This is a genomic window from Novosphingobium tardum (genome assembly GCF_042652045.1).
GTDB classification, from domain to species: domain Bacteria; phylum Pseudomonadota; class Alphaproteobacteria; order Sphingomonadales; family Sphingomonadaceae; genus Novosphingobium; species Novosphingobium tardum.
This window is the reverse complement of record NZ_JBHSDR010000006.1, coordinates 303,118-319,979: the sequence shown is the minus strand read 5'-3', so window position 1 is coordinate 319,979 and position 16,862 is coordinate 303,118. Positions and strand designations below refer to the sequence as shown.

At 66.0% G+C, this 16,862-nt stretch carries 14 protein-coding genes and 2 tRNA genes; 3 read left to right on the top strand and 13 right to left on the bottom strand.

All coding sequences use genetic code 11. The features are described from left to right. Positions 1–15 precede the first annotated feature (15 nt). Positions 16–3,528 carry an error-prone DNA polymerase gene (locus ACFO0A_RS09520; RefSeq protein WP_379538773.1) on the top strand — a complete coding sequence of 1,171 codons (3,513 nt, stop codon included), beginning with the start codon at positions 16–18 and terminating at the stop codon, positions 3,526–3,528. Positions 3,529–3,553: 25 nt separating this feature from the next. On the opposite strand, the gene ACFO0A_RS09515 is transcribed toward ACFO0A_RS09520, so the two are convergent. The 10 genes from ACFO0A_RS09515 to ACFO0A_RS09470 form a co-directional block, all read right to left on the bottom strand. Beyond that, positions 3,554–3,718: a hypothetical protein gene (locus ACFO0A_RS09515; RefSeq protein WP_379538772.1), complete on the bottom strand. Its 165-nt coding sequence runs from the start codon at positions 3,716–3,718 to the stop codon at positions 3,554–3,556. 131 nt (positions 3,719–3,849) lie between these two features. Beyond that, complete coding sequence (locus ACFO0A_RS09510; RefSeq protein WP_379538771.1) at positions 3,850–4,503, bottom strand: RBBP9/YdeN family alpha/beta hydrolase; 654 nt, start codon at positions 4,501–4,503, stop codon at positions 3,850–3,852. A gap of 117 nt (positions 4,504–4,620) precedes the next feature. After that, complete coding sequence (gene phoB / locus ACFO0A_RS09505) at positions 4,621–5,310, bottom strand: phosphate regulon transcriptional regulator PhoB (protein ID WP_379538770.1); 690 nt, start codon at positions 5,308–5,310, stop codon at positions 4,621–4,623. A gap of 20 nt (positions 5,311–5,330) precedes the next feature. Then, a complete protein-coding gene (gene phoU / locus ACFO0A_RS09500; RefSeq protein WP_379538769.1) occupies positions 5,331–6,017 on the bottom strand; it encodes a phosphate signaling complex protein PhoU in 687 nt (228 codons plus the stop codon). A 22-nt stretch (positions 6,018–6,039) separates the two neighbouring features. Continuing rightward, positions 6,040–6,786 carry a phosphate ABC transporter ATP-binding protein PstB gene (gene pstB, locus ACFO0A_RS09495; protein ID WP_379539638.1) on the bottom strand — a complete coding sequence of 249 codons (747 nt, stop codon included), beginning with the start codon at positions 6,784–6,786 and terminating at the stop codon, positions 6,040–6,042. A gap of 76 nt (positions 6,787–6,862) precedes the next feature. Then, positions 6,863–8,131 (bottom strand): phosphate ABC transporter permease PstA, encoded by a 1,269-nt coding sequence (gene pstA / locus ACFO0A_RS09490; RefSeq protein ID WP_379538768.1) that lies wholly within the window; start codon positions 8,129–8,131, stop codon positions 6,863–6,865. Beyond that, a complete protein-coding gene (gene pstC, locus ACFO0A_RS09485) occupies positions 8,124–9,512 on the bottom strand; it encodes a phosphate ABC transporter permease subunit PstC (RefSeq protein WP_379538767.1) in 1,389 nt (462 codons plus the stop codon). The genes pstA and pstC overlap by 8 nt, the downstream gene beginning before the upstream one ends. Before the next feature lie 10 nt (positions 9,513–9,522). Then, a complete protein-coding gene (locus ACFO0A_RS09480) occupies positions 9,523–10,569 on the bottom strand; it encodes a substrate-binding domain-containing protein (protein ID WP_379538766.1) in 1,047 nt (348 codons plus the stop codon). 59 nt (positions 10,570–10,628) lie between these two features. Beyond that, complete coding sequence (locus tag ACFO0A_RS09475; RefSeq protein ID WP_379538765.1) at positions 10,629–11,834, bottom strand: sensor histidine kinase; 1,206 nt, start codon at positions 11,832–11,834, stop codon at positions 10,629–10,631. Positions 11,835–11,957: 123 nt separating this feature from the next. Further along, entirely contained in the window at positions 11,958–12,410 is a 453-nt protein-coding gene (locus ACFO0A_RS09470) for a c-type cytochrome (protein WP_379538764.1), read from the bottom strand. Between the two features lie 99 nt (positions 12,411–12,509). On the opposite strand from ACFO0A_RS09470, the gene acs reads away from it, so the two are divergent. Next, positions 12,510–14,429 (top strand): acetate--CoA ligase, encoded by a 1,920-nt coding sequence (gene acs, locus ACFO0A_RS09465; protein ID WP_379538763.1) that lies wholly within the window; start codon positions 12,510–12,512, stop codon positions 14,427–14,429. A 128-nt stretch (positions 14,430–14,557) separates the two neighbouring features. Next, complete coding sequence (locus tag ACFO0A_RS09460; protein ID WP_379538762.1) at positions 14,558–14,695, top strand: hypothetical protein; 138 nt, start codon at positions 14,558–14,560, stop codon at positions 14,693–14,695. 63 nt (positions 14,696–14,758) lie between these two features. On the opposite strand, the gene ACFO0A_RS09455 is transcribed toward ACFO0A_RS09460, so the two are convergent. From ACFO0A_RS09455 to recJ, 3 genes are all read right to left on the bottom strand, one after another. Beyond that, positions 14,759–14,833 (bottom strand) — tRNA-Glu (locus ACFO0A_RS09455). Positions 14,834–14,896: 63 nt separating this feature from the next. Continuing rightward, a tRNA-Glu gene (locus ACFO0A_RS09450) sits at positions 14,897–14,971 on the bottom strand. Between the two features lie 101 nt (positions 14,972–15,072). Continuing rightward, positions 15,073–16,851, bottom strand: a complete 1,779-nt coding sequence (recJ, locus tag ACFO0A_RS09445) for a single-stranded-DNA-specific exonuclease RecJ (RefSeq protein ID WP_379538761.1) — start codon at positions 16,849–16,851, stop codon at positions 15,073–15,075. Between the last annotated feature and the right edge of the window lie 11 nt (positions 16,852–16,862).

Here is a 16,862-nt window from a genome sequence, read left to right as displayed (position 1 = left end):
GCGTGCCTGCGGCCTATGCCCGAGAACGATCTTCTTGTTCCCCGCCGCCGGATCGAGCTCGATTCTGATGAGGTGACTCAGCCCGAACGCGCGCCGTTCGTCGAGCTGGGGGTGGCAAGCTGCTTTTCATTCCTGCGCGGGGCGTCGGACGCGGTCGACCTGGCGCTCACCGCGCGGGCGCTGGGCTACGACGCGCTCGGCATTGCCGATATCAATTCACTCGCCGGGATCGTGCGGCTTCATTCCGAGGCGGAAACGCTGCGCCTGCGCCCGGTGATCGGCTGCCGGATCGAGACGGTCGAGGGACTGGCGTTCCTCGCCTACCCGGTGGACCGCTCGGCCTATGGCCGGCTCTGCCGCCTGATCTCGGCGGGGCGGATGGGAACGCTCGACGGCGGATGGCAGGACAAGGGCGTGTGCGACATCTCGCTGGCGATGCTGGCAGGAGAGCAGGAGGGGGTGCAGCTGATTCTGATCCCCCCGGCCGATCTCGACCGGCCCTTCACGATAGGCGTGCCCAGCAATGTGGTGGTGCTGGGCGGCGATGCTCCTGCGGGGCAGGAGGTGGAAGTCACCGCGGCTTTTGCCGAACTGCTGCCCCATCTCGCCACGCGGCTGTCCAGCCTGCGCCATGTCGCCGCCAGCCACCTCTATGGGGGAGACGACGTGGCGCGGATCGACCGGCTAGATGCGCTCGCCCGCGCCGCCGGGCTGGGTCTGCTGGCGACGAACGACGTGCTTTACCATGCGGCCGAGCGGCGCCCGCTGCAGGACGTGATGACCGCGATCCGCCACAAGACCACGGTGGCGGCCGCCGGGCACCTCCTGTCGCCCAACGCCGAGCGCCACCTCAAGTCCCCCCAGGAGATGGCCAGCCTGTTCGCCCGCTGGCCGCATGCCATCGCCGCCGCGCGCCAGGTTGCCGACGCATGTACCTTCAGCCTGGCGGAGCTGCGCTACGAATATCCGGAGGAAATTTGTCCCGAGGGCCTCGATCCGCAGGCCTGGCTCGACCGCCTGACCTGGGAAGGCGCGGCGGGGCGCTATCCCGCCGGCGTGCCTGAAAGCGTGGCCGACACCCTGCGCCGCGAACTTGCCCTCATCGGCAAGCTGGAGCTGGCGTGTTACTTCCTTACCATCAAGGACATCGTCGATTTCGCGCGGGGATGCGATCCGCCGATCCTGTGCCAGGGGCGGGGCAGCGCGGCCAATTCAGCGGTCTGCTACTGTCTCGGGATCACATCGGTCGACCCGGCCAAGCACGCACTGCTGTTCGACCGTTTCATTTCGGAAGAGCGAAAGGAGCCGCCCGACATCGACGTCGATTTCGAGCACGAGCGGCGCGAGGAAGTGATCCAGTACATCTACCGCCGCTATGGCCGCCATCGCGCGGGCCTGTGCGCCACGGTGATTCACTACCGCCCGCGCATGGCGATCCGCGAGGTGGGCAAGGCGATGGGACTGTCCGAGGACGTGACCAGCGCTCTCGCGCGGACCGTCTGGGGCGGGCATGGCCGCGAAATCGGCGAAAAGCACGTGGCCGAGATCGGCTTGGACCTGAGCGACCCGCACCTGCGCCGCGTGCTGCGGCTGACCGACCAGATGATCGGGATGCCGCGGCACCTGTCGCAGCACGTGGGCGGGTTCATTCTCACTCACGGGGCGCTGACCGAGACCGTACCGATCGGCAACGGCGCGATGCCCGAGCGCAGTTTCATCGAGTGGGACAAGGACGACATAGACGCGCTCGGCATCCTCAAGGTCGATGTCCTGGCACTGGGCATGCTGACCTGTATCCGCAAGTGCCTCGACCTGCTGGAAGCCTATCACGACCGCGCGCTCGACCTTGCCAGCGTCCCGCGCGAGGATCCCGAGGTTTACGCGATGCTGCGCAAGGGCGATTCGCTGGGGGTGTTCCAGGTCGAGAGCCGGGCCCAGATGAACATGCTGCCGCGCCTGCGCCCGCGCGAATTCTACGATCTGGTCATCCAGGTCGCGATCGTGCGTCCCGGGCCGATCCAGGGCGATATGGTCCACCCCTATCTCAAGCGCCGGCGCGGCGCGGAAATGGTCGAGATCCCGGCGCCGGGTCCGGCGCATGGGCCGCCCGACGAGCTTTCCTCGATCCTCGCGCGGACGCTGGGGGTTCCGATCTTCCAGGAACAGGCGATGAAGATCGCGCTGGATGCGGCCAAGTTCTCGGCCTTGGAGGCCAACCGCCTGCGCAAGGCGATGGCGACGTTCCGCAGCCGGGGGATGGTCGACGAACTCCAGGACATGATGGTCGAGCGGATGGTGGCGCGCGGTTACGACCGCGATTTTGCCCAGCGCTGCTTCAACCAGATCCGCGGCTTCGGCGAATACGGCTTTCCCGAAAGCCATGCGGCCAGCTTTGCCCATCTGGTCTATGTCTCGAGCTGGCTGAAGTGCCACTATCCCGCGGCCTTTGCCTGCGCCCTGCTCAATTCGCAGCCGATGGGATTCTATGCGCCGGCGCAGATCGTGCGCGATGCCGCCGATCACGGGGTCGCCGTGCTGCCGCCCGACATCAATCATTCTCAGTGGGACTGTACGCTGGAGAGCCTGCCCAGGATGCATAGTCAGGGCGCGTCGGGGCAGTCGCTGGATCGCCATCTGGGGCTGCGCCTTGGTCTCCGCCAGATCGACGGGTTTCCCGAACATGCGGCGGCGCTGCTGGTCGCCGCGCGCGAGGAGGGCGGACGCTTTGCCGACGTGGCCGAACTGCGCACACGGGGAGGGCTGACCCCGGCGCTGGTCGAGCGGCTTGCCGCAGCGGACGCGTTCACCTCGCTCGCCCTGTCGCGGCGCCAGGCCTTGTGGGATGCGCGCAGCCTTATCGGCGGCGCGGGCCTGCCGCTGTTCGAGGCGGCCGACGCGCGCGACGAAGGCGCCGAGCCCGAGGCGACGCGCCTGCCCGTGATGCCTCTGTCGGAAGAAGTGGTGGCCGATTACCAGACCCAGCGCCTGTCGCTCAAAGCCCATCCGCTGGCGTTCCTGCGCCCTTCGCTGGCCGAGCGCGGATTTGTCCGCACCTGCGACCTGCGCGCGCGCAAGTTCCGCTCCATCGTCCAGGTCGCGGGCGTGGTCCTGATCCGCCAGCGCCCGGGCAGCGCCAAGGGGGTGTGCTTCATCACGCTGGAGGACGAGACCGGGGTGGCCAATCTGGTGATCTGGCCCGACCTGATGGAGCGCCAGCGCAAGGTGGTGATGGGCGCGCGGCTGATGGAAGTGCGCGGCAGGGTGGAGTACGACGACGAGGTGATCCACGTGATCGCGGCCCACCTGACCGACGCCACTCATGCACTCCACGCGTTGTCGGACGATCTTCTGCCGACAACGATCGCGCGCGCCGACCACTGCAACAACCCGCTTCCGTCGCGCTTCGCTCCGGCCGAGCCGTTCGAGGCGCCGGGACCGGGCAACCGCGATTGCGGGTTCGTCCAGGGTCATCCGCGCGATGTACGGATCATCCCGCGCGTTCTTCCCAATTCACGCGATTTCCATTGAATCTTTCGGGGAGAGCTCGCCGAGATCAATCCATCAGGATGATGCGGCGCATCGAGCGGGGCTGATCCGGCTTGCCCGACATTTCGATCAAGCGCGGATGCCGGCGACCGCGATGGCGACGCTGGACTGAAACCAGCCGAACCATACAGGCAACCAGGACCACGAGGGCGAAGAGCGAGAGTACCGTCACGGCAAAGATCCCCGAAAACGCCCCCGCCAAGGCAGGACAGCGCGACTTCCGGAATAACCCCGGCACCTTTGATCGGTTCCCCCCGATGCGACGAGCTGAAGCGGCGGATCCCTCCATCCACCGCTCCGCCATCAGAGCGAAAGGTCTGCCTGCCTTGCAGGCGGTTCCGTGGCCACGAATGCTTCGGATTTCCCCGAGCTGCCGCGCCAGCCAAGAAGACGCGCCAGAAGCTTCTGGCCCGGCATCCAGCTGCCCAGTCCGGAATGCGCATTGATGTGGCCGAGGTCGCCCGCATCCACGAAGTCACTGCCCCACAACCCGGCAAGCTGGCGTGCGCGCCCCAGCGGCACATAGGGATCGTTCCTGCTCGCCACGACGATCGACGGGAACGGCAACGGAAGCAGCGGCACAGGAGCGAAGCGCAGCAGCCGCCTGTCCGACGCGGCATCCGCATCTGGCGGTGCAACCAGGAGCGCGCCGACGACCTTCTCGCACCATTCTGGACGCTCGTACTCCGCCCACCAGGCAACGGCCATGCAGCCCAGGCTGTGCGCGGCCAGCACGACAGGCTGCCGCGCCCGCTCGATAGCCAGATTAAGGCGGGTGACCCACTGGTTGCGTCGCGGTTCGTCGACATCGCCGAGATTGACGCGCTGGCAATCCTCGCGCGCCGCTTCCCAGTGCGACTGCCAGTGCGCGGGGCCGCTGCCGGCGAGCCCGGGGACGGTCAGAACGAGTGGTCTGGGATCAGGGTGATAGACACTGTTCGAACGAGGGACGTTCATGGTTCGAGTCCTTTGAGGGCGGCCGCCAGCGATGAGCGACCGGTCTCAAATTAACTCAACTGGATTAGTAGACAATGAGCCTGCGACGGTGCGTTACGTATTAGCGCCGCTCCGAAGCTAGACCGCCTCGATCGCGTAACCCGCCGAGCGCACAGTGCGCACAGGATCGGCCAGCCCCGGCCGGTCGATCGCCTTGCGCAGGCGCCGGATGTGAACATCGACAGTGCGAAGCTCGATGTCGCTGCCCGTGCCCCAGACGGCGTCGAGCAGCTGTCCGCGCGAGAAGACCCGGCCCGGATGCTCCATGAAGTGACGCAGAAGCCTGAATTCGGTAGGACCGATGGCGACGGGATGGCCCGCCCGGGTAACGCGGTGCGCGGTCGTTTCGAGCGACAGGTCTCCAACGGTTAGCATTTCGCCTGCCAGCGCCGGCCGCACGCGGCGAAGGACCGCGCCGACGCGGGCAATCAATTCGCGCGGCGAGAAGGGCTTCGTCACGTAATCGTCGGCCCCGGTGTCGAGGCCGCGGATGCGGTCGTCCTCAGCCCCGCGAGCGGTCAGCATGATGATAGGGACATGAGCGGTGGCCTTGTCGCGCCGCAACCGCCGGCAGACCTCGATCCCCGACGTTCCCTCGATCATCCAGTCGAGAAGGACCAGGTCCGGAGTTTCCTCGGAGGCTAGCAGCAGCGCCTCGTCACCGTCGGCCGTTGACCGGACGACGTAGCCTTCTCCGCGAAAGCGATACTCGATCAATTCGGCAAGCGAAGGGTCGTCCTCGACAAGCAGGAGGCGCGGCGATTGCATGATCTGGACTCCTCGGCCCCTCAGGCGGGCGGAATTACTTCCTCGCGTTCGGGCAGGTAGGTGCCGGTAGCGGCATAATGGACCTGCTCGGCGATGTTGGTCGCGTGATCCCCGATCCGCTCGAGATTGCGCGCGACGAACAGGAGTTGTGCCGCACTGCTGACCGTGGTCGGGTTCTCCACCATGTGGCTGACCAGATTGCGGAAAATGCTGTCGTAGAAGGCGTCGACCTTGGCGTCGCGTTGGACGATCTCGCTCGTCGCCGCCCCATCGCGCGCCGCATAGGCAGTGAGCACGTCGTGAACCATGGTGCTCGCGATCTCGGCCATCGCCGGGAGCAGGGTCAAAGGCTCGAACTTCTTGCGGTGGGCGATGTGTCCGACGCGCTTGGCGATGTTCTTGGCGTAATCGCCGATGCGTTCGATCACGCCGGCGATCTTGAGCGCCGCGATCACTTCACGCAGATCGTCGGCCATCGGTGCGCGCAGGGCCAGGACGCGAACGGCGAGACGGTCGACGTCGGCTTCAAGCGCGTCGATCTTGCGGTCGCGCTCGATCACTTCGCGGGCCAGATCCTCGCGCCCTTCGACGAGAGCTTCCATAGCGTCGGATATGGAAACTTCCGCCAGGCCGCCCATCTGTGCGATCAGTCCACGCAGTCGCGTGATGTCCTCGTCGAACGCCTTGACCGTATGTTCAGCCACCATCGTCAGCCTTGCCTTTCGCGCGTCAACCGTAGCGCCCGGTGATGTAATCCTTGGTCCGCTCTTCCTGCGGATTGGTGAAGATGTCGGAGGTGCGGCCGTACTCGACGATCTTGCCGAGATGGAAGAACGCGGTCCGCTGGGAAACCCGCGCGGCTTGCTGCATCGAGTGAGTGACGATGACGATGGCGTAGCGCCCACGCAGTTCGTCGATCAGTTCCTCGATCCTCGCGGTCGCGATGGGGTCGAGAGCCGAGCAGGGCTCGTCCATCAGGATGACTTCGGGGTCGACCGCGATGGCGCGGGCAATGCACAGCCGCTGCTGCTGGCCGCCCGAGAGCGCCGTGCCGCTGTCGCCCAGGCGGTCCTTTACTTCGTCCCACAGGCCGGCCTTGCCCAAGGACTTCTCGACGATGGAGTCGAGTTCGTCCTTGCCGTTTGCGAGGCCGTGGATGCGCGGACCGTAGGCCACATTCTCATAGATCGACTTGGGGAATGGATTGGGCTTCTGGAACACCATGCCGACGCGTGCGCGCAGTTGCACGACGTCCATGCCGGAGGTGTAGATATCCTCGCCGTCGAGAAGGATCTCGCCTTCGACGCGTGCGCTTGGGATCGTGTCGTTCATCCGATTGAGGGAGCGCAGGAAGGTCGACTTGCCGCAGCCCGACGGACCGATGAATGCGGTCACGTAGCGTTGCGGAATGTCGATCGAAACGTCGTCGATCGCCCGTTTTTCGCCGTAATGCACCGAGACGTGCCGCGCGCTCATCTTGGCGGCATCGCCTCCAACGCGATCGGCGGTCGGCGTAACCTGGGGCACTGGAGGAGTTGTCATCGCGTCCATTCTATCGCCGCTGCTCGAACCGGTTACGCAGATAGATTGCAAGGCCGTTCATGGCGAGCAGGAACAGCAGCAGCACCACGATCGCCGCGCTGGTCCGCTCGACGAAGCCGCGGTCGATCTCGTCGGACCACAGGAAGATCTGTACCGGCAGAACCGATGAAGGCGCCGTAAAACCCGCCGGAGGGGTGGCGACGAATGCGCGCATGCCAATCATCAGCAAAGGGGCGGTTTCGCCAAGCGCACGCGCCATGCCGATGATTGCGCCGGTCAGGATGCCGGGAAGGGCTAGCGGCAGGATGTGGTGAAAGACGGTCTGGATCCGGCTCGCCCCGATCGCGAGCGCACCGTCGCGGATCGAGGGAGGAACCGACTTGATGGCGTTGCGGGCCGAAATCACGATCACCGGCATCGTCATCAGGGCCAGCGTCATGCCGCCGATCAGGGGCGCCGAACGATAGTTCGGGAAAATCGCGAGGAACACCGCAAGGCCGAGGAGGCCAAAGATGATTGAAGGCACCGCGGCGAGGTTGTTGATCGAAATCTCGATCAGATCCGTCCAGCGGTTCCGGGGCGCGTATTCCTCGAGATAGACCGCTGCCAGCACGCCCACCGGAAAGGCGAGGACGAGCGTGACCAGCATCGTGAGCATCGAGCCCTTTAGCGCTCCCCAGATGCCCGCTTGCTGCGGGTTAGTGGCATCGGACCGCGTGAGGAACCCCGCGTCGAACTTGAACGCGAGCTTGCCCTGGCGCTGGAGCTGGCGAGCCTGCTCGCGCAACTCGGGTGTTCCGCTGCCCCGCATCGCCCCCGCGATGTCGTCGCTTGCCGGCAGCGAGGCGGTGAAGGGCCGGCGCAGGAGGCCAGGATCGGTCACCAGCGTGGTCGCGACTTCCCGCCATGCCTGATCGCTGATCTGCGCGGCGCCTTCGGGGCCGAGCGCCGCGACCGCCGCGGCGTTTACTGCCTTCGGCAGGCCGGCATTCTCGAGTGCCTGTGCTGCGTCGGTCTGGCCGAGCAACTGCGGGTCGAAGGTCACCATCGAAGTGCGCAAGTCTATGGGCACCGTCACTTCGGCCCGCTGGAACCCGCCGATGCTGTTCGCGGTCATCGTCACGAGCAGGTAAAGCAGGACGATTCCGGAAAACGCGATCGCGGCGAAGCCGAGCAGCCGGAAGCGGCGCTCCGCGGCATAGCGCTTAGCGAGGCGAGCCTTCATCAGCGCGCTACGCGCGTCGGCGGGCGCAGCAACGGGAGCGGCGGGATCACTCATAGGCTTCGCGGAACCGCTTTACGACGCGCAGCGCGATGAAATTGAGCGCTAGCGTAACGAGGAACAGGACCATACCCAGCGCGAATGCGCTTAGCGTGGCGGGGTGATCGAAGCTGCCTTCGCCAGTCAGCATTGCGACGATCTGGAACGTGACCGTGGTCATGCTTTCGAACGGATTGGCCGAAAGCCGGGCAGCGGCACCTGCCGCCATGACGACGATCATCGTCTCGCCGATCGCGCGGCTGACCGCCAGCATGATCCCTGAGACGATGCCCGGCAACGCGGCGGGAATGATCACGCGGCGGATGGTTTCGCTGGTGGTGGCGCCCATCGCCAGGCTGCCGTCGCGCATGGCCTGCGGCACCGCCGCAATGCTGTCGTCGGCCATCGACGAGACGAACGGGATGATCATCACCCCCATCACGAGGCCCGCGGCGAGCGCGCTTTCGCTCGATGCACTGGCGATGCCGATGGCTTGCCCGAAATCGCGGATCGCGGGGGCGACCGTCAGCGCCGCGAAGTAGCCGTAAACCACGGTCGGAACCCCCGCGAGGATTTCAAGCATCGGCTTCATCCAGCGCCGTACGGTGGGCGAGGCGTACTGGGTGAGGAAGATCGCGCTCATCAGGCCCAGCGGGATCGCCACGATCATGGCGATGATCGCGCCGATGAAGATGGTTCCCCAGAATAGCGGAATGGCGCCGAAGTCCTTGCCCTGTCCGGCGCTCGGCGCGCTCATCGGATCGGGCGACCAGTGCGTGCCGAACAGGAAATCGAGCGGCGAGACCATGCCGAAGAACCGGATGGTCTCGAACAACAGCGAAACGACGATCCCCAGCGTGGTCAGGATCGCGACGAGCGAAGCGGCGAGGAGCAGCGCCATGACCGCCCGCTCCACCCGGGTACGGGCGGCAAACTCAGGCTTCAGTCGGGTGAAAGCAAAGGCGCCGCCGGCGAATCCAATGACGAGGGTGAGCGCCACGCCGATCGTGCCGAACAGCGCGTATGCATGACGGAACGGCTCGACGAGCGGATCGGCTGCGGCATTGAACACGCCGAACGCATTGCCCCGGGCGGCGGCGGCAGCCTCGGCAAGTATAGTGTCGCGCTCCATCCCGAAAGCGGGCAACGACGCTGCTGCCGGATCTGAAAGGACTGACTGGATCGCAAGCTGCGGGCTGAATATTGCCCAGGCAATCGCGAATGCCGCCGCCGGTACTGCCGCCCACAGCGCCACGTACCAGCCGTGATAGGCCGGCAGCGAGTGAATCCTGCCGGGGCGACGCTCGCCCTGACGGAAGGCCCACGCCCGCGAACGTGCCGCCAGCCAGCCGACAAGGCCAAGCCCGAGGGCCAGGAGTATCAGGACGGCTGGCGACACGCGGGTTTGCTTACTTGAGTACGGACGGATCGAGCGGGGTAAGGGCGCTCGCGATCTTCGCGCTCGAAGCCTGCACCGCATCGGGTGACACGACCATGCCCTGCTTGGCCAGCAGTCCGTCCTTGCCCCACGACTTGGCCCATTCGGCGACGTATTCCTTAAGGCCCTTGATCGCATTGAGGTGCGCGGCCTTCACGTAGATGAACAGGGGACGCGCGCCGGGGTAGGAGAAGTCCGAGATGCTGGCGTAAGTCGGCACGATCCCGCTCATTGTCAGGCCCTTCAGCTTATCCTGGTTCTCTTCAAGAAAGCTGTAGCCGAAGATGCCGATGGCCTTGGGATTGGCCTCGATCTTCTGGACGATCAGGTTGTCGTTCTCGCCCGAATCGACATAGGCGCCGTCATCGCGCACATCGCCGCAGAACGCGTCGTGCTTTTCCTTGTCGGTGTCCTTGAGTGCCTTCATCGCGGGATCGGACTCGCAGCCCTTGGTCAGGATAAGCTCCTTGAGCGCATCGCGCGTGCCCGAGGTCGACGGCGGGCCGTAAACGAGGATGGGCTCTGCCGCGAGCGCGGGGTTCACGTCCTTCCAGGTCTTGGCGGTGTTGGGCTTGCCGAAGGGCGTCTTTGCCAGCGCCTTGTAAACGTCGGTCGGGGTGAGCGCCATGTCGGGACCGCCGGTGGCCGACGCAAAGGCGATGCCGTCGAGCCCGACCTGAATCTCGACGATGTCCTTCACGCCGTTCGCGGCGCACTCATCGTATTCCGACTTCTTCATCCGGCGCGAGGCGTCCTCGATGTCGGGGAACTGGGCGCCGACGCCGGCGCAGAACAACTTCATCCCCGCGCCCGTGCCGGTCGATTCGATGATCGGGGCCTTGATGTCAGGGTTCGAGCGGGCGAGTTGCTCGGCAACTGCCTTCGCGAAAGGCAGCACCGTGGACGAGCCGACGGCCCGCACCTGATCGCGCGACGTGGTCTGTCCCCCGCCGCAGGCGGCGAGCGAAACGGAGGCGGCAAGAGCGGTCGAAGCGGCGAGGAAACGCTTTGTGGACATGGGAATCAGCCTTTGCGAACGAAACACCCTCGGGCCTTTGTGATAGTCATGTGACGCTATCATGACACTGCGGCAGAAGGCTGTGGAGCGCTATTATCGCCAGCATCGAAGCGCGCGGTCACCGTGGTTCCACGGCCCGGAGTGCTCGCGATGTCCAGCCTTCCATGATGGCGTTCGACGATGTGCTTGACGATCGCCAGGCCAAGGCCGGTGCCGCCGCCCGCGCGGCTGCGTCCCGGATCCGTGCGATAGAACCGGCGGGTGAGATGCGGAAGATGATCGGGTGAGATGCCTTCGCCCTTGTCGGCCACGGTCAACGTCACGCGCTCGCCCTGCCGCTCTACCGTAACCGCGACAGGCTCCGCGGGATCGCCGTACTTGAGCGCGTTGTCGATCAGGTTGCGCAGCAACTGGTCGAGCTGACCCCGATCGCCGAGGATGATCGCCGGCTCGCGCGGCCATTCGATCACCAGGCGACCGTCGCCCGCGACATTGGCGATCTCGCTCGACACGCTGGCGGCGAGTTGCCCCAGGTCAATCTGTTCGCTTGGCCGGTCGTGCTTTTCGGCCTCGATCCGCGACAGCGACATCAGGTCCTGGACAAGGCTCTGAAGCCGCCGCGCCTCGCGCAAGACGGTGGCATGAAAGCGGTCGACCGTCGCCGGATCGACCTTGCCGGAATCGTCGATCAGCGTCTCGATGTAACCGATGATCGAGGCCAGCGGGGTGCTGAGCTCGTGGCTCGCATTGGCGACAAAATCAGTGTGGGCGCGGCTGATGTCAGCTTCCGCCGTCCGGTTGATCAGTTCCAGCATCGCAAAGCGTTCGTCGATCGGGCGCCGAGCGACCTGCCAGATGGACCGGGGCGTGGTCAGGCCGGTGACGTTGGCGCTGCCGCTGCCGCCATGCTCGAGCAGTGCGATGGCCGCAGGATGGCGCAAGGCGATGCGCGCATCCTGGCCAACGATATGAGCGCCCAGCACCTCGCGCGCCGCGGCATTGGCAATTGTGATGCGTTCGCGGTCCAGCAGGATCAGCGGCTGGCCAAGCGGTTCGATCAGCGAATCCATCGTTCCCCGGGTCAGGTTCACGCCCTCGGACATGCGCCGTTCCGGCTGAGGTTCGGGACGGGCCAACCACAGCGAGCCCAACCACAGAAGCAGGATCCCCGCCGAAAGCCAGAAACTGGCTCCGGCCGTCAGCATCCCGGTGACGCCAAGCACGGCGATGACGGCGCTCGGCACGGGAAGCTTCGAGGCCTTCATCGATTTGTCAGTCCGGGTTGATTGGCGTGGAGGCCGAGGCACGGCGCAGCGGTCGGCCGCTCAATAAGGCTGCCCGTGGGGCGACGCAAGCGTGCCCGCGCCGCTGTCAGACTTCAGCGAATGTCACCGCGCCGTCTTGAGCCAGGCTATGATCTTCGCGCGTTCGGCGGGATCGGCGAGGCCGGTGAAGCTCATCTTCGTGCCGGGAACGAGGGTGAGAGGGCTCTTGATCCACGCATCCAGCGTCGCATCGTCCCAGGTCAGGCCCGATTTCTGCAATGCCTGCGAATAGACGTAGGGTCCGGTTGCAGCCTTGCGTCCATAGACGCCCCACAGGTTGGGGCCGATGCCGTTTTGTCCGTCAGGCGCAGCCTGGTGGCAGATGGCGCAGTTGCCGAACGATGCGGGCGGCATCCCCGCGCTGGCAACGGCGGGCGTCGCGGCAGCCGTCGCGAGGGAGGCGGGCTCGGCCGCAGCGGGGGCCTCGTCGTGGCCATCTTCATGTTCTTCTTGCTCGCGCGAGCAGGCGCCGAGGAGCAAGGCGATGGCGATCACGAGATTGGGAAAGTTGCGCACGCGAACCTCGTTATGGCAGGACGGAACCAAGTGGCGCGTAGATGCGCAATCGCACGGCGGCTGGCAATGGCCCTGGCGAAAACCAAGGAGAGTTTCCCGATGACAGCGCCGCAACCGGGCCGTCCCGACACTCCGCGCGATGCCGCTGCCCTGGCCGAGGCGCGCGCCCGCGTCGCCGCCGATCCCGAATCATATTGGCTCGACCAGGCGCGGCGGCTGGATTGGCTGCAATTCCCCACCCGCGCCAATGAGAGCTCGTTCGACGAGGCCGATTTCGGAATTCGCTGGTTCGCAGACGGCAAGCTCAACCTTTCGGTGAATTGCCTCGACCGCCATCTCGATACGCAAGGCGACAGCGTGGCTATCGTCTTCGAAGGCGACGAGCCGGGCGAGGGTCGGGTGCTCACCTATCGCGAGCTTCACGCGGAGGTCTGCCGCTTCGCCAACGTCCTGAAAGCTCATGGGGCCCGCAAGGGCTGCCGGGTCACGATCTACATGCCCATGATCCCCGAGGCGGCAATGGCGATGCTGGCCTGCGCGCGGATCGGTGCGATCCACTCGGTCGTCTTCGGAGGATTCTCGCCTGACAGCCTTGCAGGACGAATCGGTGACTGCGATTCCACCATCCTCGTGACCGCCGACGAAGGCATGCGCGGTGGCAAGCACATTCCGCTCAAGGCCAATGCCGACAAGGCGCTGGAAAGCTGCCCGGGCGTGAAGAGCGTCGTCGTGGTGCGGCGCACGGGCGGCCAAGTGGCGATGCGCGAGGGTCGCGACGTCTGGTACCATGAGGCCCGCGAAACGGTCGATGCGGACTGCGCGCCCGAGCCGATGGACGCGGAGGATCCGCTTTTCATCCTCTACACTTCGGGCTCCACCGGAAAGCCGAAGGGCGTGCTGCACACTACGGGCGGCTACCTGTTGTGGTCCGCGCTGACCTTCGACCAGTTGTTCGGTTGGACGCCGGGCGACCTGTTCTGGTGCACCGCGGACGTGGGCTGGGTCACCGGCCATAGCTACGTCGTTTACGGCCCGCTCGCCAATGGCGCTTCGACCGTGATGTTCGACGGCGTGCCGAACTATCCCGATCACGGCCGCTTCTGGGAAACTGCCCATCGGCTTGGCGTGACGATCTTCTACACCGCGCCGACGGCGATCCGGGCCCTGATGCGCGAAGGCGACAGCTTCGTCAAAGCGCACGACAGGTCGCAGATTCGCCTGCTGGGCACGGTGGGCGAGCCGATCAATCCCGAGGCGTGGCAATGGTACCACGACGTCGTGGGCGAGGGGCGGTGCGAGATCGTCGACACCTGGTGGCAGACCGAGACGGGAGCCGCGCTGATCGCTCCCGTGCCCGGCGCCGTCCCGACCAAGCCGGGCAGCGCGACCCTGCCACTGCCGGGGGTCTATCCCGCGCTGGTCGACGGCGAAGGGCATGTTCTCGAAGGTGCGACCAGTGGAAATCTGATCCTCACGAAAAGCTGGCCCGGGCAGATGCGCACCGTGTGGGGCGATCACGAGCGTTTCTTCACCACCTATTTCAGCACTTATCCCGGTGCCTATTTCACTGGCGACGGGTGCCGGCGCGACGAGGATGGCTATTACTGGATTACCGGGCGGGTCGACGACGTGATCAATGTTTCCGGCCACCGCATGGGCACGGCCGAGGTAGAGAGCGCGCTGGTCGCCCACACGCTGGTTGCCGAGGCGGCGGTCGTCGGGATGCCGCATGACATCAAGGGGCAGGGCATCTACGCCTTCGTGACGCTCAATGCGGGCGAGCAGGGCTCGGAAGACTTGCGGCAGACGCTGCGCCAGTGGGTCCGGCAGGAGATCGGGCCGATCGCGTCCCCGGATGCGATCCAGTTCGCGCCCGGACTGCCCAAGACCCGTTCGGGCAAGATCATGCGCCGGATCCTGCGCAAGATTGCCGAGAACGACACGGGCAGCCTTGGCGACACGTCGACGCTCGCCGATCCTTCGGTGGTGGACGACCTCGTCGCAAACAGGGTTGGTTAAGGCATTTGGCACGCCCGTTTGGACTGTTCGTTCATGCCGTCTGAAAAAGACGGGTTTACCGTGCGCGCCTAGCTTGCTGCGACGTTCGCAAGCAGGACAAGAACATGTTGCGGCACTTTGCTATATTTATGTCCGTCCTCACCCTGGCATGGTGGGCACACGGTTTCGATCCGGCGGCGGTGAAGCAGAAAATCCTGATGATCCGCGACCAGGGAACGAGCCTTGGCATCAACGACGACAGTCCCAATGACTGGGGCACGGGGTAGCGCCGCCAAAGTCGTGTTGGCTCACTGATGGGCCGTGCGCGGCGAGCCGGTGCAGACACCGGATGGTGACCCCTACGGGAATCGAACCCGTGTTTCAGCCGTGAGAGGGCCGCGTCCTAACCGCTAGACGAAGGGGCCTTGAGCCATGCGTTGCCTTGGCTTTGTCCGACCATCGCGTAACGCGGTCAAGCGTCTGGCGAATGGTGACCCCTACGGGAATCGAACCCGTGTTTCAGCCGTGAAAGGGCCGCGTCCTAACCGCTAGACGAAGGGGCCGGTCGGCACGAGCCGCTGGCAGGCCCGCGCGTTTAGGGTCGGGAACGGCGAGGGTCAACCCATGATCGGCACTCTGGCGCGGGCATCCTCGCACAATCGCCTCAGTCGGCCCAGGCGGCATCCTCGACATGGAGTTCGGCGGCGGGGCGACTGCCCCAGTCATCGATCTTCGCGCGTCCGGCGAGCCAGAACCGCCGGCCCTTGCTACCGTGAAGCAGCGCCTGGCCCAGCTCCGTCTCGGCCGCGCGGAAGGCGATCGCCTTGAACGAACGCCCGTCATCTCCCGAAACGATCATTCGCACGTGGTCCGTCCCGACAAGATCGGCCTTCACCATGCGGAGCGGTCCCACCGCCAACCGGGGCCCGGGCCAGCCGACGCCATAGGGACCTGCGCTTTCGAGCTTGTCCACCAGTTCGGGGGTGAGGCCCCCGGGGGCAATCGACAGGTCGAGCAGCAACGCCTGCGCGCCTTGAGCCGCAGTGACGTCGTGCCCCAGTCGCTGGTCGAGCCAGTCGCGCAGGCGGTCGAGGTTGTCGGCCGAAACCGTCAGCCCTGCCGCCATCGCGTGCCCGCCGCCTGCCACCAGCAGCCCCGCCTCGCGCGCGGCGATGATCGCGGCGCCAAGGTCTACGCCCGTGATCGACCGGCCTGAGCCTTTGCCGAGGGTCCCGTCGTCGTCGAGCGCGACGATCACCGTAGGGCGCCCGGTCGATTCCTTGATCCGTCCGGCGACGATTCCGATCACGCCCGGGTGCCAGCCGCGACCGGCGAGGACGACCACCGCCCGATTGTGCTGTGCGGCAAGCTGAAGTTCTGCGGCCGCCTGGACCTCCGCCTCGATCGCACGGCGCTCGTCGTTGAGGCGGCTCAGCTTCCCGGCGATGTCACGGGCCTCGTCAGGGTCCTCGGTCGTCAGGAGGCGGACGCCCAGCGTGGCTTCACCGACGCGGCCGCCTGCATTGATCCGCGGTCCAAGCGCGAAGCCAAGGTCGCTGCACGCGGGGGCGCGGGTCAGCCGGGCAGCGTCGATCAGCGCCGACATGCCGATGTTGTCCCGCCGCGCCATGACCTTCAGCCCTTGCGCCACCATGGCGCGGTTGAGCCCGTGGAGCGCCGCGACATCGGCTACGGTGCCGAGCGCGACGAGATCGAGCAGCGCGAACAGGTCGGGCTCGGGCCGTGCGCCAAAATAACCCCGCGTACGAAGGGTCCGCACCGTGGCGATCGCGAGCAGGAAGGCGACGCCAACGGCGGCGAGATGGCCGTGCGCAGCGGCTTCCTCAGCCTCGTCGAGCCGATTGGGATTGACGAGTGCGGCGGCTACCGGAAGCTCGTCCGAACACTTGTGGTGATCGACGACGATCACGTCGACGCCCGCGGCGTGCGCCATGGCCAGCGCCTCGTGCGCCATCGCGCCGCAATCTACCGTCACGATCAGGCTGCTGCCGCCCTGAGCAAGCGCGACGAGCGCTTCGCCGGAAGGGCCGTAGCCTTCGAGCAAGCGGTCAGGGATATAATGCTGCGCGCCCAGGCCCAGATCGCGCAGAAGACGGATAAGAAGCGCCGCGCTCGTCGCGCCATCGACGTCATAGTCGCCGAAGATCGTCACGCTCTCGCCGGTCAGCACCGCCTGCGCGAGGCGATCGGCGGCGCAATCCATGTCGCGGAAGATCGAGGGGTCGGGCAAGAATGCACGTAGCGTGGGAGAGCGGTGACGCTCGAGATCGTCACGTGACACTCCGCGCGCGAGGAGCAACTGGGTCACGAGATCGTCGCCCAGATCGCCCCGATCGGCTCCCGCGCCGAGGTCCATGTTGCCGCCGCGCCAGCGCCAGGCCTTCCCGCCCAGCGATCGCGCAATGCCCAGAATGCTGCTCATGCGTACGAGCG